The sequence below is a fragment of the Bradyrhizobium sp. 134 genome (assembly GCF_023074155.1).
Classification (GTDB): Bacteria; Pseudomonadota; Alphaproteobacteria; order Rhizobiales; family Xanthobacteraceae; genus Bradyrhizobium.
On sequence record NZ_JADPKX010000087.1, the window covers coordinates 172,588 to 196,586 of the forward strand.

General features: G+C 64.6%; 25 protein-coding genes. 8 read left to right on the forward strand and 17 right to left on the reverse strand.

The features are described 5' to 3' along the window. Nucleotides 1-113: 113 nt before the first annotated feature. Complete coding sequence (locus tag IVA75_RS39800) at nucleotides 114-1,220, reverse strand: efflux RND transporter periplasmic adaptor subunit (RefSeq protein ID WP_247291354.1); 1,107 nt, start codon at nucleotides 1,218-1,220, stop codon at nucleotides 114-116. 221 nt (nucleotides 1,221-1,441) lie between these two features. After that, the gene (locus IVA75_RS39805; RefSeq protein ID WP_247291356.1) at nucleotides 1,442-2,773 is read right to left on the reverse strand and encodes an MFS transporter; all 1,332 of its coding nucleotides are present in this window, start codon (nucleotides 2,771-2,773) and stop codon (nucleotides 1,442-1,444) included. Between the two features lie 79 nt (nucleotides 2,774-2,852). Here IVA75_RS39805 and IVA75_RS39810 point away from each other — a divergent pair, with 79 nt between their 5' ends. Then, the gene (locus tag IVA75_RS39810; protein WP_247291435.1) at nucleotides 2,853-3,281 is read left to right on the forward strand and encodes a DUF2809 domain-containing protein; all 429 of its coding nucleotides are present in this window, start codon (nucleotides 2,853-2,855) and stop codon (nucleotides 3,279-3,281) included. A 22-nt stretch (nucleotides 3,282-3,303) separates the two neighbouring features. Here IVA75_RS39810 and IVA75_RS39815 read toward each other — a convergent pair whose 3' ends face one another. The 3 genes from IVA75_RS39815 to IVA75_RS39825 form a co-directional block, all read right to left on the reverse strand. After that, nucleotides 3,304-4,467 (reverse strand): crosslink repair DNA glycosylase YcaQ family protein, encoded by a 1,164-nt coding sequence (locus IVA75_RS39815; RefSeq protein ID WP_247291358.1) that lies wholly within the window; start codon nucleotides 4,465-4,467, stop codon nucleotides 3,304-3,306. Between the two features lie 115 nt (nucleotides 4,468-4,582). Then, nucleotides 4,583-4,837, reverse strand: coding sequence for a hypothetical protein (locus tag IVA75_RS39820; protein ID WP_027568519.1), 255 nt, complete (start codon nucleotides 4,835-4,837; stop codon nucleotides 4,583-4,585). A 119-nt stretch (nucleotides 4,838-4,956) separates the two neighbouring features. Continuing rightward, the gene (locus IVA75_RS39825) at nucleotides 4,957-5,202 is read right to left on the reverse strand and encodes a hypothetical protein (RefSeq protein ID WP_247291437.1); all 246 of its coding nucleotides are present in this window, start codon (nucleotides 5,200-5,202) and stop codon (nucleotides 4,957-4,959) included. A gap of 508 nt (nucleotides 5,203-5,710) precedes the next feature. On the opposite strand from IVA75_RS39825, the gene IVA75_RS39830 reads away from it, so the two are divergent. After that, complete coding sequence (locus tag IVA75_RS39830; protein WP_247291360.1) at nucleotides 5,711-6,352, forward strand: OmpA family protein; 642 nt, start codon at nucleotides 5,711-5,713, stop codon at nucleotides 6,350-6,352. Nucleotides 6,353-6,409: 57 nt separating this feature from the next. Here IVA75_RS39830 and IVA75_RS39835 read toward each other — a convergent pair whose 3' ends face one another. After that, nucleotides 6,410-7,840 carry a phospholipid carrier-dependent glycosyltransferase gene (locus IVA75_RS39835; protein ID WP_247291371.1) on the reverse strand — a complete coding sequence of 477 codons (1,431 nt, stop codon included), beginning with the start codon at nucleotides 7,838-7,840 and terminating at the stop codon, nucleotides 6,410-6,412. Nucleotides 7,841-7,891: 51 nt separating this feature from the next. Between IVA75_RS39835 and IVA75_RS39840 the strand changes: the two genes are divergently transcribed. After that, nucleotides 7,892-8,593, forward strand: coding sequence for a FecR family protein (locus IVA75_RS39840; RefSeq protein WP_027568515.1), 702 nt, complete (start codon nucleotides 7,892-7,894; stop codon nucleotides 8,591-8,593). A 2-nt stretch (nucleotides 8,594-8,595) separates the two neighbouring features. After that, nucleotides 8,596-9,759, forward strand: coding sequence for a hypothetical protein (locus tag IVA75_RS39845; protein WP_247291373.1), 1,164 nt, complete (start codon nucleotides 8,596-8,598; stop codon nucleotides 9,757-9,759). A gap of 156 nt (nucleotides 9,760-9,915) precedes the next feature. Here IVA75_RS39845 and IVA75_RS39850 read toward each other — a convergent pair whose 3' ends face one another. The 3 genes from IVA75_RS39850 to IVA75_RS39860 all read right to left on the reverse strand — a co-directional run bounded on the left by IVA75_RS39850 (nucleotide 9,916) and on the right by IVA75_RS39860 (nucleotide 11,520). Continuing rightward, on the reverse strand, nucleotides 9,916-10,404 hold the full coding sequence (locus IVA75_RS39850) for a VOC family protein (RefSeq protein WP_027568513.1): 489 nt from the start codon (nucleotides 10,402-10,404) through the stop codon (nucleotides 9,916-9,918). A gap of 42 nt (nucleotides 10,405-10,446) precedes the next feature. Beyond that, nucleotides 10,447-10,875 carry a VOC family protein gene (locus IVA75_RS39855; RefSeq protein ID WP_027568512.1) on the reverse strand — a complete coding sequence of 143 codons (429 nt, stop codon included), beginning with the start codon at nucleotides 10,873-10,875 and terminating at the stop codon, nucleotides 10,447-10,449. 132 nt (nucleotides 10,876-11,007) lie between these two features. Next, nucleotides 11,008-11,520, reverse strand: coding sequence for a cupin domain-containing protein (locus IVA75_RS39860; protein WP_027568511.1), 513 nt, complete (start codon nucleotides 11,518-11,520; stop codon nucleotides 11,008-11,010). A 128-nt stretch (nucleotides 11,521-11,648) separates the two neighbouring features. On the opposite strand from IVA75_RS39860, the gene IVA75_RS39865 reads away from it, so the two are divergent. Then, complete coding sequence (locus IVA75_RS39865; RefSeq protein WP_007606928.1) at nucleotides 11,649-11,867, forward strand: CsbD family protein; 219 nt, start codon at nucleotides 11,649-11,651, stop codon at nucleotides 11,865-11,867. Nucleotides 11,868-11,935: 68 nt separating this feature from the next. Here IVA75_RS39865 and IVA75_RS39870 read toward each other — a convergent pair whose 3' ends face one another. From IVA75_RS39870 to ggt, 5 genes are all read right to left on the reverse strand, one after another. Beyond that, nucleotides 11,936-12,400, reverse strand: coding sequence for an FKBP-type peptidyl-prolyl cis-trans isomerase (locus IVA75_RS39870; protein WP_007606926.1), 465 nt, complete (start codon nucleotides 12,398-12,400; stop codon nucleotides 11,936-11,938). Between the two features lie 60 nt (nucleotides 12,401-12,460). Further along, nucleotides 12,461-14,752 carry a xanthine dehydrogenase family protein molybdopterin-binding subunit gene (locus IVA75_RS39875; RefSeq protein ID WP_247291375.1) on the reverse strand — a complete coding sequence of 764 codons (2,292 nt, stop codon included), beginning with the start codon at nucleotides 14,750-14,752 and terminating at the stop codon, nucleotides 12,461-12,463. 2 nt (nucleotides 14,753-14,754) lie between these two features. After that, nucleotides 14,755-15,771: a xanthine dehydrogenase family protein subunit M gene (locus IVA75_RS39880; protein ID WP_247291377.1), complete on the reverse strand. Its 1,017-nt coding sequence runs from the start codon at nucleotides 15,769-15,771 to the stop codon at nucleotides 14,755-14,757. Nucleotides 15,772-15,775: 4 nt separating this feature from the next. Further along, nucleotides 15,776-16,339 carry a (2Fe-2S)-binding protein gene (locus IVA75_RS39885; RefSeq protein ID WP_247291379.1) on the reverse strand — a complete coding sequence of 188 codons (564 nt, stop codon included), beginning with the start codon at nucleotides 16,337-16,339 and terminating at the stop codon, nucleotides 15,776-15,778. Between the two features lie 223 nt (nucleotides 16,340-16,562). Further along, a complete protein-coding gene (ggt, locus tag IVA75_RS39890; protein WP_247291381.1) occupies nucleotides 16,563-18,149 on the reverse strand; it encodes a gamma-glutamyltransferase in 1,587 nt (528 codons plus the stop codon). A 185-nt stretch (nucleotides 18,150-18,334) separates the two neighbouring features. Between ggt and IVA75_RS39895 the strand changes: the two genes are divergently transcribed. Both IVA75_RS39895 and IVA75_RS39900 read left to right on the forward strand, forming a co-directional pair. After that, nucleotides 18,335-19,147, forward strand: a complete 813-nt coding sequence (locus IVA75_RS39895) for a rhodanese-related sulfurtransferase (RefSeq protein ID WP_247291383.1) — start codon at nucleotides 18,335-18,337, stop codon at nucleotides 19,145-19,147. Further along, nucleotides 19,137-19,355, forward strand: a complete 219-nt coding sequence (locus IVA75_RS39900; RefSeq protein ID WP_007606917.1) for a SlyX family protein — start codon at nucleotides 19,137-19,139, stop codon at nucleotides 19,353-19,355. Before IVA75_RS39895 ends, IVA75_RS39900 begins: the two co-directional genes overlap by 11 nt. Nucleotides 19,356-19,361: 6 nt before the next feature. On the opposite strand, the gene IVA75_RS39905 is transcribed toward IVA75_RS39900, so the two are convergent. Both IVA75_RS39905 and IVA75_RS39910 read right to left on the reverse strand, forming a co-directional pair. Next, complete coding sequence (locus IVA75_RS39905; protein ID WP_247291385.1) at nucleotides 19,362-21,266, reverse strand: diguanylate cyclase; 1,905 nt, start codon at nucleotides 21,264-21,266, stop codon at nucleotides 19,362-19,364. A gap of 171 nt (nucleotides 21,267-21,437) precedes the next feature. Further along, on the reverse strand, nucleotides 21,438-21,653 hold the full coding sequence (locus IVA75_RS39910; RefSeq protein ID WP_007595236.1) for a hypothetical protein: 216 nt from the start codon (nucleotides 21,651-21,653) through the stop codon (nucleotides 21,438-21,440). Nucleotides 21,654-21,763: 110 nt separating this feature from the next. Here IVA75_RS39910 and hemE point away from each other — a divergent pair, with 110 nt between their 5' ends. Then, complete coding sequence (hemE, locus tag IVA75_RS39915; RefSeq protein ID WP_247291388.1) at nucleotides 21,764-22,798, forward strand: uroporphyrinogen decarboxylase; 1,035 nt, start codon at nucleotides 21,764-21,766, stop codon at nucleotides 22,796-22,798. A gap of 219 nt (nucleotides 22,799-23,017) precedes the next feature. Here hemE and hemC read toward each other — a convergent pair whose 3' ends face one another. Continuing rightward, on the reverse strand, nucleotides 23,018-23,998 hold the full coding sequence (gene hemC, locus IVA75_RS39920) for a hydroxymethylbilane synthase (protein ID WP_247291390.1): 981 nt from the start codon (nucleotides 23,996-23,998) through the stop codon (nucleotides 23,018-23,020). Nucleotide 23,999: the final 1 nt, after the last annotated feature.

The following is a 23,999-nucleotide window of genomic DNA, read 5'->3' on the forward strand; positions in this document are numbered from 1 at the left end:
GCAGCGAAGCAATCCAGGGGGCTGGGCAGGTTCTGGATCGCTTCGCCGCTTCAGCCAAAGCATTTGCGCTCGGGCCGAAACTCACCTCACACGACGTAACTCGTAAGCGAGACTTAAAAGGACAGTGACGAGACGATCCGCACCCTCTGGCCCGGATCGAGCTTCTGAACGCCGAGCGCGACGATCTTGGCGCCCTCTTCGACACCGCCGGTGATGACGACGTCGTTGCTCTCGTAGGACTTCACCGCGACCGGCTTCAGCGTGACCGCGCCGTTGTCGTCGACGACGTAGAAGGACGGCTTGCCGCCTTCGTTGAACAGCGCCGACAGCGGCAGCCGCGCGACGCGCTCGGTGGCGGCGTCCGACAGCGTCAGCGTCGCGGTCATGCCGAGCGAAACCTTGTCGTCGGCCTCGGGCAGCGAAAATTTGGCGAGATAGGTGCGAGTAGCGGGATCCGCGGTGGGCGCGATCTCGCGCAGCCTGGCCGTATATTTTTTGCCCGGCTCCGACCAAAGAGTGACGCTGGCGGCGCCCGATTTGGCACGTCCGACCAGCGTCTCAGGGATCGCGACGACCGCTTCCTTTTCGGCAAAGCGGGCGACACGGATCGAGGTCTGGCCTGCGGCAACCACCTGGCCAGGCTCGATCAGCGTTGCGGTGACGACGCCACGGGCGTCGGCGTTGAGCGTCGCGTAGGAAAGGGAATTGTTGGTCAGCTCGACCGAGCGCTCGGCCCGGTTCAGGCGGGCACGCGCCTCGTCGGCGGCGGCGCGGCTCGAATCCAGCTGCGCATCGGTGGTCCAGCCCTTGGCCTTCAAATCCTTGGCGCGCTGCTCGGCCGCGGCGGCCTGGGCCAGGACGCCGGTCGCAGCGGTCTGTTCGGCGACGGCTTGCTCGGCCTGGAGCTTCAGATCGACCTCATCGAGGACCGCGAGCGGCTGGCCGATTTCGACGGTCTGGCCGACTTCGACCAGACGCTTGGCGACCTTGCCGGCGACCCGAAAGCCCAGATCGCTCTCGATCCGCGGCCTGATCGTGCCGACGAAGCTGCGCTCGGGCTTTTCGGCATCGTAGTGCGCGGTGGCGACGAGAACCGGCCGCGGCGGTTCGGCCTTTTCAGCGACGGTGTCATTGCACCCAGCGAGGGCGGCAGCCATCAGCGCCAGCGAAACACCAGCCAAGAGCCTCGAATAGCTGGACAAAACGGATCGGACGAACATCGGAGGACACTCCCTCGGCTGCAATGAGAGGAATGTCGACTAATCACTGATGAAAGTCAATATTCGTCAGTCATCAGGAAAGCGTGATCGTTAAGAGGTGGTAACCTCCGCGGTTGCCCTTGGCGGAAGTATGGGCTGTTAGAAGAAAGCGTCGCGCCCCGGCCCCTCCGGAGGGTCAGACGGAAATGGGCCCTGGCTTTCGCCAGGGCGATATTTAGAGGCTACCGCGCCTGTTCGACGAACTCGTGCTTGCTGTCGTGGCCGCCGATGAAGACCAGGATGCCGGCGATCAGCGGCAGCACCGCGAGCACGAGCAGTCCGCTCGAGGTCTGGCCGGTGGCTTCCTTGACCCAGCCGATCAGATACGGACCACCGAAGCCGGCGAGATTGCCGATCGAGTTGATCAGGGCGATGGCGCCGGCCGCCGCCGTGCCGGAGAGCCAGGCGGTCGGCAGGGTCCAGAACACGCCGAAGCAGCAGAACACGCCGATCGCGGCGACCGTCAGCACGATTATCGTCAGGGTGGGGTCGGTGAGATAGCTGGAGACGCCGAGCGCGATGGCGGTGAGCAGCAACGGCGCGCCGACATGCATCACGCGCTCGCGCGTGGCATCGGAATGCCGTGCCCACAGGATCATCGCGATGGTGCCGAACAAATAGGGGATCGCGGTGACGAAGCCGGTCTGGGCGTTGGTGAGGCCGAACGCCTTGACGATCTGCGGCAGCCAGAACTGCATGCCATACAGCGCGCCGACGAAGCCGAAATAGACCAGGCTCAGCATGATCACCTTCGGTGAGGTCAGCGCCTCGCCGAGCGACAAATGCTTCACCGCCTGCTTGGCCGCGATCTCGGCATCGAGCTTGGCCTTGAGCCAGGCCTTCTGCTCGGCCGAGAGCCAATCCGCCTTCTCCGGCCTGTCGGTGAGATAGAACCAGGTGACGATGCCGAGCAGCACCGAGGGGATGCCCTCGATGATGAACAGCCACTGCCAACCCTTCAGGCCCATCGCGCCGTCGAGCCCGAGCAGCAGGCCCGAGACCGGGGCGCCGATCACGGTGGAGACCGGCACGGCGATGGCGAAGGCCGCAAGGAAGCGGGCGCGATATTCGGCCGGATACCAATAAGTGAGATAGAGGATGATGCCGGGGAAGAAGCCGGCTTCGGCGACGCCGAGCAGGAACCGCAGCACGTAGAAGCTCGTGACGCCGCTCGTGAGCGCCATCAGCGCCGAGATAATGCCCCAGGTCACCATGATGCGGGCGATCCAGCGGCTGGCGCCGAACTTCTCCAGCGCCAGATTGCTCGGCACCTCGAAGATGAAATAGCCGATGAAGAAGATGCCGGCGCCCCAGGAGAAGATCAGCGGGGTGAATTTCAGCTCGGCATTCATGGTCAGCGCAGCGAAACCGAGATTGACGCGGTCGAGATAAGAGAAGAAGTAGGCCAGCACCAGGAACGGGATCAACCGCCATGAGATGGCGCGGATCGTCGAGGTCTCGATTTCCGACTTGGCTGCGCCGGTCGAACCGGCATAGGTCGTGGTCTGGCTCATGGCTTCCCCCGAGGTTGTTGCTTTTATGGGCTGATCCGGGGTTTTGAGCATCGCCGCAAAAGAGTCAATGGAGCAAGCAATGCATCAGGCGCAACCGGTCAAACCCATTGCGCCGTTACGGACATCGCTGATCCGCGCCGGTCTGGTGCTGGCGGTTATTGCCTGCGGACTCTCGCTGCGCTGGTACGGCTTTCCGCTCGGCCTGCCCGCCTTCGTGGTGAAGTACGGCGGCTCGCTGCTATGGGCAACGATGGTGTTTCTGCTGGTCGGCGTTTTGCTGCCAAGGCTGTCACGGGCGCGGATCGCGGCCATTGCGATGGCGATCGCGGTCGTGGTCGAGTTCTCCCGGCTGGTACATATGCCTTGGCTCGACGCGTTCCGGCTGACCACGGCCGGGGCGCTGCTGCTCGGGCGCATCTTCTCGCTGTGGAATCTGGCGGCTTATGCGATCGGGATTGCGTTCGGCGTTTGGATCGATCGATTGGCGGGGATGCGTAGGGTGGATTAGCGAAGCGTAATCCATCCTACGATCAGTCGGCCAGTTGAAACCGCTCAAAACGATCAAGCTCCTCCTCGATCTTCCGTTTCCGCTCCTTGCGTCCCGCGGTCTTCTTCCCCTCGCCGACCCAGGTCCATTTCTGCATCAGCAGCTTCTTTGCCTGACGGTCGGTCTTCAGATCGAGCGCGGCGACGATCTCGTCGCCGACCAGCACGGGGAGCGCGAAATAGCCGAGCTTGCGTTTGGCCTTCGGCACATAGGCCTCGAACAAATGATTGTAGCCGAAGATGAGATTGGTGCGCTTGCGCTGGATGATCAGCGGATCGAACGGCGAGAGGATATGGACGAGATCCGGCGGCGCGCGCTCGCCCGGCTCGAGCGCGGCCGGCAGTGCCCAGTGCTCCTGCTTGCCGGCACCGTCGATGGCGACAGGCACGAGCTCGCCACGGCGGACGCGCGAGGCGATCAGGGCAGCCACCGCCGGCTTGCGCGGCGCGTCGAGATGGCAGACCGAATCGAGGCTCACGACACCTTGCGATCGCAGCGCGCGATCGAGCAGATAGGCCGTAATGTCCTTTGCCGACGCCGGCTTCGGCAGCTTGTCCCAGCCGAAATGGCGCGTCATCAGCTCATAGGTCTTGAGCATGCCCTGGCGCTCGCTGACGGTCACGACACCCGTATAGAAGGCGAGCTGCAATGCCCGCTTCGAGGGTTTTCGGCTTTGCCAGAGATGCTCCTTCTCGGTGAGCACGTCGTCCTCGATGTCGCGGATCGTCAGCGGACCGGCGCGCACCAGCCGCATCACCTTGCGCGTGTCGGCAGGTTTCACCGAGGCGAACCATTTGTGCCCCTCACGGCGGTGCTCGCGCATCGCCGGCAGGAAGAAGCGGAAATCGCCGGCCGGCACGTAGGACAGCGCATGCGTCCAATACTCAAAGACGCTCTTGTCGACGCTCTGGGCGTGGCGCAGGTCGGCGCGGCGGTAGGACGGGATCCGGCTGAACAGGATGTGGTGATGGCAGCGCTCGATCACGTTGATGGTGTCGATCTGCACATAGCCGAGATGGGCGACCGCGCCGGCGACGGCTTGCGCGCCGTCACCGAACGGCGCGCGCTCGTCCAGCCGCTGGGCATGAAGCCAGATTTGCCGGGCCTGTGTCGTGGTGAGTGGAATCGGTTTGGGCGCGCGGGACATTGCAGGAGGGAATGTAGCGGGATTCGCGCCGGGAGAAAGAAGCGGACTGGACGCAGCAAAAGAAAAGCCGCGCTGTCATGTGCTGACAGCGCGGCCGCTTGGCGTGGCCGAGGCCCTATTTCATCATCATGGCCTTCTGCGCCTTCATGTAATGCATGCAGCCGCCCTTCATCTTGCCATTGCTCATATCGGTGTTGGCCATAGCCATTTCCTTGTTGGCCGCGACCTTGGCCGGGGTATCGGCCGTGCCCATCATCATGGCTGTCGATTTCATCATGTTATCGCCGGTGCACGCCATCATGGCGGCGGATGCCGGCGAAAGGGAAAGGGTGAGCGCGACAAAAGCGGCGGCTGTGAGCAAGATCTTCATCGAAAAGTCTCCTCCGTAAAACGAAACCGGCGTCATGCCGGCCTTCGCAATACGTATTCTCCGGCGAAGACGTTTCGTAGAGAAGACAATTTTCTTGCTGCGGTGCGAAGACGGAGGGCTCAACGGCCAACTTTCGGGGCTTTAGACCGGTCGCCAACGCTGCCTGTTGCGACATCGGGTTCGCACGAGGCCTTGCCGCGCTCCTCCGCCTGGCAGCGATAGACACTGCCGGTGAGACGATCGACCAGCCACATGTTCTCGTCGGTCGGCGCTTGAAGCCCGACATAGCGGGAGGTCAGCCCCGTGATCAGGGTCGACAGCAGGATCGCCACCGCGATCATCGCCGCGCCGACGTAGATGGGCATGGAGCTCAGGGACACGGTCCGATCCGGCGGGCCACTGCGATAGAACTGGTAATCACTCGGCCTCGGCACTGGATGGAACTCGGCTCCCTTCGTTGCACTTGTGGGAGGCTCCACCCTAGGCGTCCATCTGGCCGAAAAATTGTCCGCGGACAGGCCATCGCGCGACGGCTTTGCGACAATCGGTCAGCACAGGTTTCCCCGAGTGAACCGGGCCCCGGACCCCGAGCGGCACCTGGGCGCGGCGGTCCTCAGTGATGCGGATCACGACAGGACTGCGACGGCTCGAACGCTCGCCGGACAGCGTGCGACCACTCTCTTCACGCGTTAGCGTCCGTCCTCGGAGTGGACCGCGGGTCGGCCCTCCACGAACCCGAAACCGCTCGAAATTCGCTGCCATGGCCCCGGAGGGCCCCGTTTCTACCGTGACCAAGATCACACCAGGGGTTTTGAACCTGCCCTATGCTTGCAGCATCAAATAGCCATCAGGCGTCACAACGAGGATACGACAATGACCCGTTTCAATAAGTCTTTTGCACTGAAGGCGATTACCCTCTCGGCACTTCTGTCGATGACGGCCGGCTTGGCCATGGCCGGCGACGGCAATGTCTCGACCAACCAGATCCTGGATGCATTGAAGCCGAAGTCGACGACCCGCGGCCTGTCCGCAGGTCCGCAGGTCGATCCGGCGGTGCAGGCCAAGGAATCGACGTTCCTGAACACCGTGCGCAACCGCTCGACGCGGTCGTTGTCGACGGGCGAGCGCGAGCAGATTGCCGAGCTCGCCGCGACCAAGCCGAAGATCGATCTGGAGATCCAGTTCGACTACAACTCGGCCGACATCGCCAAGACGTCAGTGCCGTCGGTGCAGGCGCTCGGCAAGGCGCTGTCCGATCCCTCGCTGAAGGGCTCGACCTTCGTGGTCGCCGGCCACACCGATGCGGTCGGCACGGAGGGATACAATCAGGGGCTCTCCGAGCGGCGAGCCGACACCATCAAGAAGTATTTGGTGCAGAACTACGGCCTCACCGGCACCGATCTCGTCACCGTCGGCTACGGCAAGACCAAGCTGAAAGACGCCGCCAACGGCGCCGACCCGATCAACCGCCGCGTCCAGGTCGTGAACATGGACACCAAGACCGCGTCGAAGTAATTCACAGGTCATCGCCCATAAAAACGCCGCCTGCCGTTCTCCCGGCGGGCGGCGATTTCATATCCAGACTTGGAAGAGCATCAGCCGGTTGAAGGTCTGCATCGACGTGCCGACGAAGGCCGCCGAGATCGGCAGCATGGCGGCAAAGCCTGCTGCCGCGACCGCGACGTAGGCCCACAACAGCCAGCGTGGCAGACCGTCCCGGCGCAGCACGTAGACCAGCGCGAGCGACGCCACCGTCGCGGCCGGCAGATAGTAATAGATGAAGGCGAGCGTGCGCGGCAGCAACGCCCAGGCGAGCCAGGATCCGAAATAGAAGACCGCGATCAGGAACGTATCCCGGCGACGCGCGACGACGAAGTCGCGCAGCACGACGGCGAGCGCGAGCAGCGCCGGCCACAGCACCAGGGGGTTGCCGAGGAAAACGACCGCGGAGACATTGTCGTCCGCGCCCTTGTCGAACAGGAACCACACCGGGCGCGCGAGCAGCGGCCATGACGGCCACGCGCTCATATAAGTGTGGCCGGCGATGGCAGTGGTGGTGTTGTCGGCGAAGATCCGGCGCTGCGCCTCGACCAGATCCGGCAGCGACGCGCCATAGAGCGGGACGAAAGCCGCAAGATATGTCGCCGCGGGCAGGACGATGAAGCAGAGCACGACGTGATGTAATCTGAAGTCGGGCCAGAGATCGGGCCGGTACCAATCCCCCGGCTTCGCGTCGGCAAACATAGTGTGCCAGCCCTGCATCAGGCGGATCACCGCGACGATGACGATGCAGATTCCGAGCGGAAACAGGCCGCTCCATTTGCAGGCCGCAGCGCAGCCGAACAAGCTGCCGGCAGCCGCGAACAATGCGTGAGGCCGGTCCTTTCGAAACCCGTGCATGAAGGCGGCAATCGCGAGCAGGCCGAAGCCGAGTGCAAAAATGTCGAGCATCGCGATGCGCGCCTGCACGTACAGCATCTGGTTGCAGCCGGCGATCAGCGCAGCGGCGATCGCAGGCCCTTGCGCGGCGAACAGCGCGAGGCCGCACAGGTAGACCGCGACGATCGCGAGGGCGCCGAACAACGCCGCGGGATAGCGCCAGCCCAGCGCGCTGTCGCCGAAGGTCGCGATCGATAGCGCGATAAGCTCTTTCGCCAATGGTGGATGCATCGGATTGAGCATCGGTTGCGACATCGCTGGCGCCAGCATCTGCCGCGCCGCCGGCACGTAGTGCACTTCGTCGAAGACGAACTTCTCCGGCGTCGTGAGGCCTATCAGCAGTGCGAGATGCGCGACCAGGAAAATCGCGACAGCAATCACTGCGCTCCGCGACACCTTCGGAACCGCCGGCAAGTCGAGGCGCATTTGTGGGGATATTTTGCGTGGCAAATTTGCGTCACCGCGGAGAATAATAGAGATCGCGGTTTTCATTGAACGCATTCTGCCGCAACTGTCACTAAGCATAACGCAGGTCTCGCGCTGCTTGTGATAATTCCGCCACATCGCAAGCGCGCCTGATCCGGTACGATCAGGGACACATCGATCGGTTGCGAAATGAATTTGCGTTTCTGGCTTTTCTCCACGCTCTTCTCGACCGCCTTGTGCGTGGCCCCTTGCGCGCAGGCGCAGACGCGCGTCGGTGAAGCCGTCGTGATCCAGAATGAAGTCGTTCGCGTCGCCGCGACAACGACGCCGATCAGCGTCGGCGACAGCATGCTGCGGGACGAGACCGTGCGCACCGGCGCCGGCAGCGCGGCGCGCTTCGTGATGGCCGACAGCACCAATCTGTCGCTCGGTCCGAGCGCGACGCTCAAGCTCGACCGCACCGTCTTCAACGACGAGCACAGCTATCGCGACGTCGCAATCCGCATGACGACTGGCGCATTCCGTTTCGTCACCGGGCATTCCGAGAAGACCGCCTACAAGATCACGACCCCGCTCGCGACCATCGGCGTGCGCGGAACCACACTCGATATCCTGTCCCAGCGCGGCCGCTCGGTCGTCGTGCTGCAGGACGGCGCCGCCAGTGTCTGCACGACGAGCCAACAATGCGTGCAGCTCACCCAGCCCGGCGACACCGCAATCATCACCTCGACCGGCGGCAAGGTCTCTATCAGCAAAACCAACACGCCGCCCTGGACCTTTGCCGCGACCTGCGCCGCGAGCGCGGGACTGTGCGCGGTCAACCAATATGCGGACGCATCGCCGACCATCACGCCCGCCGTCCATGACGACGGCATGCTGTGCGGACGCTGAAGATGGCGATATCCACCAACGTCATGCGCTTCACGCTCGCGAGCGTGCTGACCGCCGTGGCTGCGTTTGCGTTTGTCGCGGTCGATACCCGTCCGGCGGCAGCCGCTACGATTTGCGAATCCGAGTGCGGAGGGCCGACGCCAACCCCGGCGCCGAGCTATTCCCCCTCGCCGACGCCGACCTACAGCCCCTCGCCCTCGCCCAGCCCCTACCCGTCATCGTCGCCGAGCCCTTACCCGTCCTCCTCGCCGAGCCCGACGCCGACACCGACCGGCGCGGATTCCAGCGGCGGCTCGATCGGCGGCCTTGCCAATCAGCGCTTCAACCAGATGATCACCAACCGGGTGCTCGGCACGGTGCTGCTCGGCGTCAACGAGCAGGTCAATTGCAGCAACTGCGTCAGCGCGTTCGGCTCCGCCGGCTCGTTCTCGGCCGGCATCCACGGCCGCAAGGAGCTGACCAACAATCTGTCGCTGCTCGCCGGCATCGCCTACACGCAATACAGCGAAGGCGGCTACAACATCACCAGCGCGCCGATCGGCGCATTTGCGCTGCGCTATGACTTCACCGACTGGGGCTCGTCGCGCCCGTTCTTCGATGTCGGCACGATCCTGACGCCGTGGGAGAAGGCGCGCTACACCCGCAGCTACAACACCAGCCTCGGCCCGGTGAGCGTCACGAGTTCGACCAACGCCGCGAACTACGCCGTCTACGGCCGCGCCGGCTGGATAAGCCGCGTGTCGCCCCGCGACGAGGTCGCCGCCTCGATCGAGGTCTGGCAGCTCTGGCAGCGCGTCTCGGGCTACACCGACAGCGCAGTGGCGTTCAATCCGTTCGACGCCAGCATCGCGACCGGCACCGACCGCACCAGCCTGGTCAAGATCGGGGGCCAGTGGACGCATCTCTACGGCAGCAATATCGAGGCCAACATCAACGGCGGCTGGGTGCAGTCATTCGCTGCCCATAGCGGCATCGTCGCCACCGTGACCGGCGACGGTGTGGTGGTGCCGACCATGGGCAACCAGGGCTGGTTCGAATATGGCGGCCGGCTCGGCTTCCGCGTGCAGAAGGGCTGGATCGTCGACCTGTTCGCCAACGGCACGCTCGGCCCGCAGCCGGTCGGCAACACCATCCATGGCGGCGTGGGGCTGCGGATCAATTATTAGCGGCGGGCTTTCGCCTCAAATTCCGCTGTCATGCTCCGGCTCGACCGGGGCATCCAGTACGCCGCGGCCTATCGATTGACCAACGGCCGTCTCGGCGTACTGGATCGCCCGGTCAAGCCGGGCGACGACAGTGAGTATGTGGCAAGGGCACGCCCTTCACGCCGCCGACTTGCCCTCGAACGCGCGGCGCAAGGTTTCCACGTCCAGCTTGACCATCTTCATCATGGCCTGCATCGCGCGTGCGGCAGCCGCCTTGTCGGGGCTGGAGAGGAATTCGAACATCACCTTCGGCACGACCTGCCAAGCCACGCCCCAGCGATCCCTGAGCCAGCCGCACTGCTCTTCCTTGCCGCCATGGGCCAGGAAAGCATTCCAGACGCTGTCGACCTGGGCCTGATCGTCGCAATGGATCATCAGCGAGATCGCGTGGGTGTATTCCATTTTCATGCCGCCGTTGAGCGCGACCAGGGACTGTCCCGCCACCGAGAACTCGACGACGAGCACGGAGCCTTCCTTGCCGGACGGGCCATCTGAAACGTTGCGCTGAACATGCGTGATCGCCGAATTCGGCACGAGCGAGACGTAGAACTTCGCGGCTTCCTCGGCATCGCCGTTGAACCACATGCAGGGCACGAGCTTGGACATCGTGAATGCTCCTCTTCAGATTCTTGCTGTCGTGGGCTCAGATCAGGCGTTCGCCATGTCGGACTGCGCCGCGAAGGCTGCCATGTCCATCCAGTTCACGCCCCACATGTGGCCGTCCGGATCCTCGAAGCTGCGGCCGTACATGAAACTGTATTCGTCCTTCGGGCTGGGATCGGCGACCCCGCCTGCAGCCCCGGCCCTGCTGACGATATCGTCGACCTCGGTCCGGCTGTCCGCGGACAGGCAGAACAGCGCCTGGTTTGAGGTCTTTGCATCCGAGATCGGCTTCGGCGTGAACTGACGGAATTTTTCGTGGGTCGTCAGCATCGCGTAGATGGTCTCGGAAAAGACCATGCAGCTCGCCGTGTCGTCGCTGAATTGCGGGTTCCTGGTCGCACCGACCGCCTCGTAAAAGGCAGTGGCGCGCTTGAGGTCGGTCACGGGCAGATTGAGGAAAATCATCCTGGGCATCGGAGCTCCTTGGGCGGGGTTCTGCCCAAGGACGGACGGCCAAGCGGCGATCCGACACGGCTTCCGGATCTTTTTTTGGACCCTTACCTGCGAGGTTCTGTCGCACAGAACCCGCTGGCTTTCAGGCGCTCCTCACTTCTTCTCGTTCGGGTCGCGGTGAATGGGATCGACCCACAGCACGGTCTCGGGCTTCTCGACCGGCTCGATGTCGAGGTTGACCGCGACCGCCTCGCCATCGCTGCGCACCAGGACGCATTCCAGCACCTCGTCCGGGCTGGCGTTGATCTCCTGATGCGGCACATAGGGCGGGACGAAAATGAAGTCGCCGGGGCCGGCTTCCGCGGTGAATTGCAGGCTCTCGCCCCAGCGCATCCGCGCCTTGCCCTTCACCACGTAGATGACGCTTTCGAGATGGCCATGGTGATGCGCGCCGGTCTTGGCGTCGGGCTTGATGCTGACCGTGCCCGCCCACAATTTCTGCGCACCGACGCGCGCGAAATTGATCGCGGCCGCGCGGTCCATGCCCGCCGTCGACGGCACATTGGTATCGAGCTGGTTGCCGGGAATGACGCGCACGCCGTCATGTTTCCAGCGATCGTCGTGATCGTGGTCATGGTGGGAATGCGAATGGTCATGGCCGGTCATGAGACTTGCTTTCTGTTGGTTCCGTGTGCGGCAAACTAACCCAAAGCCGCGACATCGAGCCATAACAAAATCGGAACCCTCATAGCCGTCGGACGTTGTCCTAGCGAGCAAAACGCGAGGAGAGTTTCATGGGTAGCACGACCGACAAGATCAAGGGCACCGCAAACGAGGCAATGGGCAAGGCCAAGCAGGGCGTCGGTGAAGCCACCGGGTCCGAGCGCCTGAAAGGTGAAGGTGCGGTCCAGGAAGTGAAGGGCAAGGGCCAGCAGGCCATGGGCGACGCCAAGGATGCCGCGAAGGACGCGGTCGATCGCGCCGCGGCCGCAGCCAAGCGCGCGACGGAATAAGACGAGATGACACCGTCGCATTGAAAGCGAAAAGACCGGCCGAGAGGCCGGTCTTTTTGTTTGCGGGCTTACTTCACCCCGAGCAATTCCACGTCGAACATCAGCGTCGCGTTCGGCGGGATCACGCCGCCTGCGCCGCGGGCGCCATAGCCGAGTTGCGGTGGAATGATCAGCGTGCGCTTGCCGCCGACCTTCATGGAGGCAACGCCCTCGTCCCAGCCGGCGATGACGCGGCCCTTGCCGATCGGGAATTCGAACGGCTCGTTGCGGTCGACCGACGAGTCGAATTTCTTGCCCTTCTGGCCGTTCTCGTAGAGCCAGCCGGTGTAGTGCATCACGCAGATCTGGCCGGGCTTGGGTGAAGCGCCGGTGCCGGCGACGCTGTCGGTGATCTGCAAACCTGAAGCTGTGGTCATGGTCTTCCCTGCGGTCTGGGCCGAGGCCGTGGTGGAAACGAAATCGGACACGCCGGCGATCACGGTGATCGCGAGTGCCGACATGATGGCGAGGAGCACGCGCTGTAAACGCTGCATAAGAGACCTTCCGTTTGAGGCGCAAGGTGTCTAGCGCAACGCCGACGCCGTTTCCACCCCTCACACCTCGATATTTTCGAGCCGCACGGGCAGCTTGCGGATGCGCTGGCCGGTGGCGTGATAGATCGCATTGCAGATCGCCGCATTGGTGCCGACATTGGCGAGCTCGCCGAGACCCTTCACGCCTGCCGGGTTGATGTGATCGTCCTGCTCGGAAAGCAGAATCACCTCGACGCCGGGCACGTCGGCATTCACGGGCACCAGATAGTCCGCAAGATTGTCGTTGACGTAGCGCGCATTGCGCTCGTCGATTTCGGTGGCCTCCAGCAGCGCCGAGGACATGCCCCAGATCAGGCCGCCCATGAGCTGGCTGCGCGCCGTGCGCGGATTCATGATGCGGCCCGCCGCGAACGCTCCCACCAGCCGCGGCGCACGAATTTCATGGGTAAAGCGGTTGATGCGGACTTCGACGAACTCGGCACCGAAGGCATAGGCGATCTTGTCCTTCATCTGATGGCCACCGACGAGCCGCGCGTGCCCGCTGTGCATCGCCGTGAAGGAATCCAGCGGCGCGCCTTCGGGCTTCCACTCGCCATATTCCTCGACGATACCGACGCCGAGCGCGTCGAAGGCCTTCTCGAGATCGAGTGGACGATCGCTCTGCGCCGCCTGCGTGCTCGGCGCCTGGCTGATGCCGACAGTCTCCTTGGCCTTGTCGGCGAGGCTGTCGCTCGGCATCACGGCCTTGAACAGCCTTTGGCGAATCCGGTCGCACACCATCATCACCGCCGAGCAGGTGCTGGCAGTCGAGTTCGAACCGCCGGCAACAGGCGCCGGCGGCAGATCGCTGTCACCCAGAAAGACCGCGACCTTCTCCAGGGGTACGCCGAGCCGCTCGGCCGCGGTCTGGGCGATGACGGTATACGCACCGGTGCCGATCTCGTGACCGGCGATCTCGACCCGGGTACGGCCGTCACGCTGGAGGCGAACGCGCGCGGCAGAGGGCGCCATCTGCGTCGGATAGCAGGTGGCGGCACAGCCATAGCCGACCAGCCAGTCGCCGTCCGACATCGATTTCGGCTGCGGCGAACGCTGCGACCAGCCGAACGCCTTCGCGGCCTCGTCGAAGCACGCCATCAATGACCGCGATGTATAGGGCTTGCCGCCGATCGGCTCGACGGTGGTGTCGTTGATGCGGCGGAGCTCGACGGGGTCCATGTTCAGCTTCACCGCGAGCTCGTCCATCGCGCTCTCCAGCGCGAAGAGATACGGCACCTCCGGCGGTGAACGCATGAAGCCCGGCGTGTTGCGGTCGGCGCGCACGATCGAGACCAGACTGGCGACGTTCGGGCAGGCATAGAGCCGCGTCGTGGTCTTGGTGCCGCCGACGCAATAGGCATCCGGACGCGACGAAACCTCCGCGCCGTCGTGCCTCAAGGCCACCAGCTTGCCGTCCCGTCCCGCACCAAGCTTGATCGCATGGCGCGTCTCGGCGCGATGGGTAGCGATGGTGAAACCCTGGTCGCGGGTCGGCACCAGCTTGATCGGCCGGTTCAGGCGTTTGGCAATGCTGGCGATGATGGCGGTCCGCGGCGTCATCGAGCCGCGCGAACCAAAGCCGCCGCCGACATAGGGATTGACGACACGGACCTTGTCGGCGTCGATGCCGAGCTGCTCGGCGACACCGTTCTTCAGGCCGTAGACATACTGGCTGCCCTCGTAGATGACGAGCTCGTCGCCCATCCAGGCGCAGCTCGTCGTAAACAGCTCCATCGGATTGTGGTGCTGGGTCGGCGTTTCATAGGAGGCGGTGAGCTTGACCTCGGCCGCGTCGAACGCCTTGGCGAAATCGCCGACCTCCGGGTCTTCCTTGAACTGTGCGTTCTGTCCTTTTGCCGCTGCCGTGGTGGTCCCCGGCGAGTCGAAGCTCGCACTCGGCATTACGGCCGTGTAGCTGACCTTGACGCGATTGGCGGCCTCGCGCGCCGCCTCGTAACTCTCGGCGATGACGACGGCGATGATCTGGCCGTCATGGGCGATGTCGGCCGATTTCAGCGGCTGGATCGTGGTGCCGGCATAGCCGCCATTGCTGAACAGTTTCGATTCCTTCAGCTTCGGAGCGTTCTCGTGCGTGACGATGTCGATCACGCCGCGGACCCGCCTGGCATCGTCGAGATCGAAACTGTCGATGCGGCCCTTGGCGATGGCGCTGGTGACCAGGAATGCGTAGGCAGGATTGTCGAGCGGCATGTCGGACGCATATGTCGCCCGGCCCGTGACCTTTGCGGCCGCATCATAGCGCGGCACGGGCCGGCCCATGTTTGCCTTCGGCTCGGGAGCTGCAGCGGTCATGATCAGATCTCCATCGTTACGGCCTGCTGGAGCGCGCGCGCCACCACGCGCTTGCCGAGCGCGATCTTGAAGCTGTTGTGCCGGCGGCCCTTGGCGTCCGCAAACGCGGCATCGGCCACACGCTTCGTCAGACCGTCGTCGAATTTCTGTCCCTTCAGCAGCGCCTCCGCCTCGCGGGCCCGCCACGGCACGGTGGCGACGCCGCCGAGCGCGATACGCGCGTCCCTGATCGTGCCATCCTGCACGTCGAGCGCGACCGCAGCCGACGACAGCGCGAACTCGTAGGACTGACGGTCGCGCGCCTTGAGATATACCGAGCGCGGCCAGCGGCCGGAAATGGAGAACGCAGAGATCAGCTCACCGGGCCGAAGTGTGGTCTCGATCTCGGGCGTGTTGCCGGGCGCCTTGTGCAAATCTGCGAACGGCAGGTTGCGCGTGCCGGACTTGCTGGTGATCTCGACCATCGCATCGAGCGCGATCAACGCCTGGGCGAAATCGCCGGGATAGGTCGCGATGCACTGATCGGACGTACCCAGCACCGCATGCATGCGATTGACGCCATCCATGGCGGCACAGCCCGAGCCAGGATTGCGCTTGTTGCAATTCTCATAGGAGACATCACGGAAATAGCTGCAACGCGTTCGCTGCATCACATTGCCGCCGAGCGTCGCCATGTTGCGCAGCTGGGCGCTGGCGGCGAGCTTCAGGGAATTCGCGATCACCGGGTAGTTGCGCTGGATCTCGGCATGCGCGGCCACGTCGGACATCTTGGCGAGCGCGCCCAGCCGTAAGCCATCACTGCCGGGCTCGATCGCCGACCAGCCCCGCGCCAGCGGACTGATATCGACAATCGCCGCGGGCCGCATCACGTCCAGCTTCATCAGGTCGATCAGCGTGGTGCCGCCCGCGAGCGGCTGCGCCGTAGCCTTGGTCAGCGGATTGTTCGCGGCCGCGGCAGCGCTGAGCACCTGCACGGCCATGTCGGGGTCTGTTGCCCTTTGATACGAAAACGGTCGCATGCGCCTAGCCTTTCATGATCTCGGGCGCGGCCTGCTTCACGGCGGCGACGATATTGGGGTAGGCGGCGCAGCGGCAGATGTTGCCGCTCATGTTTTCGCGGATGTCGGCCTCGCTGCCCGCATGCCCCTCCTTGACGCAGGCCACGGCGGACATGATCTGGCCCGGCGTACAATAGCCGCACTGAAACGCGTCGTTGTCGACGAAGGCCTGCTGCATCGGATGCAGATGATCGTCGGTGGCAAGGCCTTCGATCGTGGTGATCTCCTGCCCCTCGGCGGCGAGGGCGAGCGTCAGGCACGACACCACGCGTCGATCGTCGATCAGGACCGTGCAGGCACCACACTGGCCGTGGTCGCAGCCCTTTTTGCTGCCGGTGAGCTTGAGATGCTCCCGCAGCGCGTCGAGCACCGTCGTGCGCGCGTCGATGTGCAGGCGCTTGTCCTTGCCATTGACCCGCAGCGTGACATCGACAGGAAGCACCGGATCCTGGGCGGTCGACGCGCTCGCATCCTGCGCGGCCGCGCGCGCCGTCATGGGGACCAGCGCAGTGCCGGCCGCGCCGGCCATGAACGCGCGCCGATCGAATCCGGACGGTCCGGAACCTGGTTTTTCCGACATGGGAGGGCCTCCGCCGCTTGGAGCAAAAGCAGCGCACGCCTGCACCGCTCATCGGCCCTTAACCTGAAGCAATGAACTCCGTTCCGAACGAGAAAGGGCGACGCAGCAAATGCCGCGTCGCCCCTGCGTCAACTTTTCCTGATCTTGCGCGGGGAACTCTGTCCCGCGGGGGTCAATATCCGAGCGCGCAACCATCCTTGCGCGGATCGGAACCGCCGGTGAGCGTGCCCTTGTCCCAGTCGATCCAGATCGCCTGCGCGCCGCCGAGCGGACTGACGACGCTGGTGGTCTTGTGGCCGAGCTTCTTCAGGCCTTCGACGATATTGGCCGGCACGCTGTCCTCGAGCTGGTATTGGCCTTCGTAGTGCAGGCCGCGCGGCATATCGATCGCCTCCTGCACGTCGCAGCCATAATCGAGGATGTTGGTCACCACATGGGTCTGGCCAACCGGCTGATACTGTCCGCCCATCACCGCGAACGGCATCACGGAACGGCCGCCCTTGGTGAGCAGGCTCGGCATGATAGTGTGCAGCGGGCGCTTGCCGCCGGCGATGCAATTCGGATGGCCGGGCTGGATGCGGAAGCCGCCCGCGCGGTTCTGGAGCAGAACCCCGGTCTTGTTCGAGACGATCGCCGAGCCGAAGGAATGCGCGACCGAGTTGATGAACGAGCAGACGTTGCGGTCCTTGTCCACGACGGTGATGTAGATGGTCGAGGGATTCATCGGCGGCGCGACGTTCGGCAGGTCGAGCATGCCGTCCATACGGATCTTGTCGATGTGCTCGTTGCAGTATTCCTTGGCGAGTATCTTGGCGACCTCGACCTGCATATGCTCGGCATCGGCGACATGCAGCTCGCGGTGCATGTAGGCGATGCGTGCGGCCTCGGCTTCGAGGTGGAAGCGCTCGATGCTGAGCGGCGCGTATTTCGTCAGGTCGAACCGCGACAGGATGTTCAACATCAGCAGCATGGTGAGGCCGGGTCCGTTCGGCGGGCACTGCCAGACGTCGTAGCCCTTGTACATGGTGCCGATCGGCGTCGTCGTCTCGGTGGTGTGCGCGGCGAAATCGTCGAGCGTGTGCAGGCCGCCGATTCCGCGCAGGGTCTCCACCATGTCTTCCGCGATCGGGCCCTTGTAGAAGGCGTCGCGGCCGTCCTTGGCGATCGCCCGCAGCGTCTTGCCGAGCTCGGCCTGGCGGATGACGTCGCCGGCCACCGGCGGCTTGCCGTGCGGCAGCAGATAGCGCTCGGTGTTGGTGCCACCCTTCAGCTTCTCGAACTGGTTCTTCCAGTCGAAGGCGATGCGAGGGGCGACGACGTAGCCTTCCTCGGCCGCCTTGATCGCCGGCTGCAGCAGCCGGTCGAATCCGAACTTGCCGTGATCGCGCAAAACGGTCGCAAAGGCGTCTATCACGCCGGGGATCGAGACCGCATGCGCCGAGGTCAGCGGCACGGAGTTAATCTTGCGCTCGAGATACCAGTCGGCGTTCGCCGCCTTCGGCGCGCGCCCCGAGCCGTTATAGGCGATGATCTTGCCCTCGCCGCGCGGCTGGATCAGCGCAAAGCAGTCGCCGCCGATGCCGGTCGATTGCGGCTCGATCACGCCGAGAATGGCCGAACCCGCGACGGCCGCGTCCACCGCCGTGCCGCCCTCGCGCAGCACCTCGATCGCGGCGAGCGACGCCTGCGGATGCGAGGTCGCCACCATCGCGTTGGTGGCGTGGACCGTGGACCTGCCGGGGAAATGGAAGTTTCTCATCGAATTCTTTGCTCTCATTGGGCGGATGGCGCGGATGGCGCGCCGGCTCGGAAAACCAGGCCTACATGACACATTCCGGCCGGCCGGGGCAATGCTGGCATGCCAGGGAAATGGCTGCCATCCGCTGGGAATAGAGCTGCTCGTTGCGGGTTTTCCGGGCTGGCTCCGCCTGCTAAACGGGCGCCATGATTTGCAAGGTCGCCGCCTTCTACCAATTCGCCGCCCTGCCCGATTACCGCGAGCTGCGCGAGCCGCTGCGCGCGTTCTGCGCAGGCCTGGCGCTGAAGGGCAGCGTGCTGCTCGCGCAGGAGGGTATCAACGGCACCGTCGCGGGCCCGGGCGAGGCGATCGAAGCGCTCACCCATGAGCTCGCGCACGGCGACATGTTCGGCGGCAGGTTGAACAATCTCGAACTGAAGTTCTCGACCGCCGAGACGATGCCGTTCGGCCGGCTCAAGGTGCGGCTGAAGAAGGAGATCGTCACGCTGGGTGACGAAACCGCCGATCCGACGCGGCAGGTCGGCACCTATGTCGATGCGGCCGAATGGAACGCGCTCATCGCGGCGCCCGATACGCTGGTGCTCGACACCAGGAACGCCTTCGAGGTGGCGATGGGTACGTTCGACGGCGCGCTCGACCCCGGCATCAGGAGCTTTGGCCAATTCAAGGATTTTGCGGCCGAGCAGCTCGATCCCGCCAAACACCGCAAGATCGCTATGTTCTGCACCGGCGGCATCCGCTGCGAGAAGGCGAGCGCGCATCTGCTCGCGCGCGGCTTTGCCGAGGTCTATCACCTCAAGGGCGGCATTCTCAAATATCTGGAAGAGGTGCCGGAGGCCGAGAGCCGCTGGCGCGGCGAATGCTTCGTGTTCGACGAGCGCGTCGCGCTCGGCCATGGTTTGCAGCAACTTGGTTTGCAAGAACTTGGTTTGCAAGAACTTGGTTTGCAGGAATGTGGATTACGCGAACGGGACAAGGACGCGGCACGTGACGAATGAGATCAAGACGCTCGGCGAGCGCATCGACACGCTGGAGACGCGCCTCGCCTATCAGGACGACGCGATCGAGACGCTGAACCAGACCATCACCGCGCAGTGGAAGCAGATCGACGCGCTGACGCGGAGAATCGCAGAGCTCGGCGAGCGACTGCAGGAGGCCGAGGCGAATGCGCCGGGAGCCGCCAATGAGCGTCCGCCGCATTATTGAGCGGGGTTACTGACCGGACGCCTTGAGCAGGAGGTTGCTCACCTCGCCCGACATCATCAGCCGGTTGCGCCCGGCCTCCTTGGAGGCATAGAGCGCCTGATCGGCGGCCTCGATCAGCGAGACCACGCCGGCCGTGCGCTCCAGCGCCGGCCGGCAAGCAGCACCGCCGAGCGAAGCGGTGACGCAGCCAGCCACATGGTTGCTGGTGTGGACCAGGCCCGCATCACGGATCGCCCGTCGAATCCGGTCGCCGATCAGGGCGCAGCCCGCAGCGTCGGTGTTCGGCAGCAGCATGGCGAACTCCTCGCCGCCATAGCGCGCCGCCAGATCGCCGGAACGATGCATCTCGGCGGCGATGATCTGCGCCACCTGCCGGAGGCAGGCATCGCCGGCTGGATGGCCGTATTCGTCGTTGTAAGACTTGAAGTGGTCGACGTCGATCATCAGCAAAGAGAGGCTGGAGCGCTCGCGATAGGCACGCGCCCACTCCTCCTTCAATCGTTCATCGAAGCGGCGGCGATTGGCAAGCCCGGTGAGGCTGTCCTCGATCGCGAGCGTTTCCAGCCGGGTCTCGAGCTTCTTCTGCTCGGTGATGTCGCGCGAGATCGCGACCACGCCATCGACGCGGCCATTCTCCTTGCGGGTCACCCGCATGGTCGATTCGAGCCAGACTTCGGCATTCTGCCGGTGCGCGTTGCGGTAGGTGACGCGCACCTCCTCCTTCTCGCCGCGTTTCATGGCGTCGACGAGAGCCTGCACCTGCGGCCGGTCGTCCGCGTGAATGCCGGCGAGCGCGAGGGTCCCGATCAGCTGATTGGCGCGCCAGCCGACGACGCCAATCGACGATGGCGAGACATAGCGCAACCGCTCGTCGAGGCCGATCCGCGTGACCATGTCGCTGGAGCCTTCGGCAAGAAGTCGGAAATGCGCTTCCTTCTCGACCAGTGCGGCCGCCATGCTCTGGCCCCGTTGCAACTGCCGCACCAGCACCGCACCGATGATCGCGATCAGCATGACCAGCGCGAGCACGTAGAGCATGCGGGAGATCGCCGCAGAGCGCCAGGGCGCCAGCAGTTCGGCCTTGTCGACGGTGGCGAGCAGGACCAGCGGATAGCGGCCAGAGCGCTTGAAGAAGCTGACGCGGTCGGCGCCGTCGAGCGGCGACTTGAAATGATAGGCGCCGCCCGGCCGCTGCAGGCTGGCGTCGCGAAACAGCGGCGTATCGGCAACGCTGCGGCCGACAAACCTGTCGTTGCTGGGGTTGCGCGCGATGATCAGGCCGTCGCCGTGCGTCAACGCCACCGAGCTGTTGCGGCCGATCTCAAACTGTTCGTAGAAATGCGAGAGATAGTTGGAGCTGATGGTCGCGAGCACCACGCCGCCGAAGCTGCCGTCGGGCTTGTTGAACCGCCGCGACAAGGTGACGACCCATTCGCCGTCGAGCAGGCTCTTCACGGGACGGCCGACATGGGGCTCCCGTTTCGGCGAGAGCTGGTGATAACGGAAGAACGCGTCGTCGTTGAGAGTCGAGCCGATCGTACCGGGCGAGGTCAACCAGTTGCCGCGGTCGTCGATGATGGCGAGGCTGTGGACACGCTCCATCGCCTTCTTGCGCGCCTCCAGCAGGGTTCTGAGCTTGGCGATCGTGGCCGGCTCGGCGCCGTCCATCTCCAGCCGGCTGACGACGCCGACGACGCCTGAATCCAGCAGATCGAGGCTGTCCTCGGCATGCTGCGTCAGCGAGCGAGCAACATTCGCCATCTCGGTCTCGGCACCCTTGAGCACCGCGTCGCGCGCCGCCCATTCCCGCCAGCCGCTGACGCCGAGAATGGCCACGCAGGTCAGCGCCACGAACGCGGCCGCCCGCAGCGGCAGGCGGCTCCATCCGGCTCTTTGGGTCACAGCGCTCATGCAGCAGAAATCTCCGATCGCCGGAACTTCTGCCGCTTCTGTTATTGAACTCTGAAACGTCGGGATAAATATGCAGTGATGTCCCCGGTTTTCCGTAGTCGTACGGACGCCGGACTCAGCGCATCGCTAACAAGGCATTAGCAAACCTATCGGAATCCGGCGCACCCGCCGCTAGCTGAAGATGGCCTTAACCTTGTCCCAGAGCGAGGGATTGTCGGCCTCCGCATCGGCCTTCGAGGGCGTCGGCTGGGCGGCGCTCACGGGATCGGATGCCGGGAAGGTATCCTTCAGCCCGGCGTCGAGCTTGGCGTGGCGGTCGGCGGCGAGGGCTTCGTGCAGATCGTCGGCGTGCTTGTCATGCGGCGCGGGGTTGAATGTCTCAGCCATGGTCTCGTCCTCCGTTGGCTGGTCAACGCGGCCCAATTGCGCTTGGTTCCACTGTTCCGCTTCGGGCCGTGGCGGTGTATCAGGAGCCGTAACCATCTTCAGGACCGTTCGTGCCCCAGTCTGCGACAAAACCCTTCATCGACGTCCTCTCCGGCCAGCAGCAGGTCGTTCCGCCGGTCTGGATGATGCGGCAGGCCGGCCGTTACTTGCCGGAATATCGCGAGGTGCGCGCCAGGGCCGGCGGCTTCCTCGACCTCTGCTTCAACCCGGAGCTTGCCGCGGAGGTGACGCTGCAACCGATCCGGAGGTTCGGCTTCGATGCGGCGATCATCTTCTCCGACATCCTGGTGATCCCCTATGCGCTCGGTCGTTCCGTGCGCTTCGAGGTCGGCGAGGGTCCGCGGCTCGAACCGCTGGATGATCCCGCCAAGGTCGCGACACTGGCGAAGCAAGCCGATTTCGGCAAGCTCGCCCCGGTGTTCGAGGCCCTCAAGATCGTGCGCGGCGCGCTCGATCCCAGGATCGCGCTGATCGGCTTCTGCGGCGCCCCGTGGACGGTGGCGACCTACATGGTCGCCGGCCAGGGCACGCCCGACCAGGCGCCGGCGCGAATGATGGCCTACCGGCATCCGGAGGCGTTCGCAGCTATCATCGACGTGCTGGTCGAGAACTCGATCGAATATCTGCTGGCGCAGCTTGCGGCCGGCGCCAACGCCTTGCAGATCTTCGACACCTGGGCCGGCGTGCTGCCACCCGCCGAGTTCGCGCGCTGGTCGATCGAGCCGACCCGGCGCATCGTCGAAGGCGTGCGCGCCAAGGTGCCGGATGCGAAGATCATCGGCTTTCCGCGCGGTGCCGGTGCGCAACTGCCCGGGTTCGTCGAGGCGACCGGCGTCAACGCGGTCAGCATCGACTGGACCGCGGAGCCGGCCTTCATCCGCGAGCGCGTGCAGAGCAAGGTCGCGGTTCAGGGCAATCTCGATCCGCTGGTGCTGATCACAGGCGGCGCCGCGCTCGACCGCGCGGTCGACAACACGCTGGCGAATTTCGCGCAAGGGCGGTTCATCTTCAATCTCGGCCACGGCATCCAGCCGGAAACACCGATCGCCCATGTCGAGCAGATGCTCAAGCGCGTGCGGGGCTGATTTATTTTGCGCCTGGGGAGCGGGAAAACAAAAAAGTGCGAAAACAACCCCATGCACAGTAGAGAGATCACGCCCGATCAATGACTTAGGGCGGACCGAAATCAGATGCTTCGTCATCGCATCAGGTCGCGCCAACATTTGACCCGTCGGGCAAAACAGGCGCATGATGCCATCATCGCAGCGCTGTCCCCCCTCGTCATTGCGAACCTGCGGGAAAGCTTACCGCGGCCGGCTGCGCTCGATGATCTCGGCGGCGCCCTTGGCCAGCAGATCCAGTCCCACCGCACGGCCGAGTTCGCGGGGACGATTGGCGGGACCCGAACGCAAGGCTTCGATGATGGTATTGCCGGAGAGATCGAGCACGGACGCGGTGAGCGACATCTGATCGCCCGCAATGGTCGAAAAGCCCGCCACCGGCGAATTGCAATGGCCGTTCAGCACCCACAGCACTTCGCGCTCGGCATCGGCGCAGGCGTGAGCAGCGGGATCGTCGATCGATGCAAGAATGCGACGCGTCTGCCAGTCCTGTGCCGCGCATTCCACCGCGACGATGCCCTGCCCCGCTGCCGGCAGCATTTCCGCCGCGGAGAATTCGTAGCCGATGCGATGGGAAAGGCCGACGCGGTCGAGGCCGGACCGCGCCATGATCAGCGCGTCCGCGGGCCCCACCGCGTCGCCATCCGGCAGGCGCTGCTTCTCGCCATTGTCCAGTTTTCGCACGCGCGTGTCGGCGGCGCCGCGGAAGTGGATGATCTCGACGTCGGGAAACAATCGCCGCGCGTAGGCGGCGCGGCGGACCGCGTTGGTGCCGATCTTGAAACCCTTGCCACGCGACTGGCGCAATGCCTCCAGCGTCACGCCGTTGCGCAGGACTAGTGCGTCATTGGGAGGATCGCGCGAGAGCGTGGCGCCGATCACGAGGCCGGGCGTGTCTTCGTTGCCGGGCATGTCCTTCAGCGAATGCATCGCCGCCTGGAGCTCGCCCGACAGCACGGCGGCGCGGATCTGCGCCACGAAGGCACCGCCCTTGCCGCCATGGGACAGCAGCTTGCTGGTCTGGTCGAGATCGCCCGTGGTGTCGAACTTGACGATCTCGACGTCGAGATCGGGCATGGCAGCGGTCAGGCGGCGCGCGATCTCTTCCGTCTGTGCCAGCGCCATCGCGCTCTTGCGTGTGCCGATCTTGAATCGCGTAGCCAAG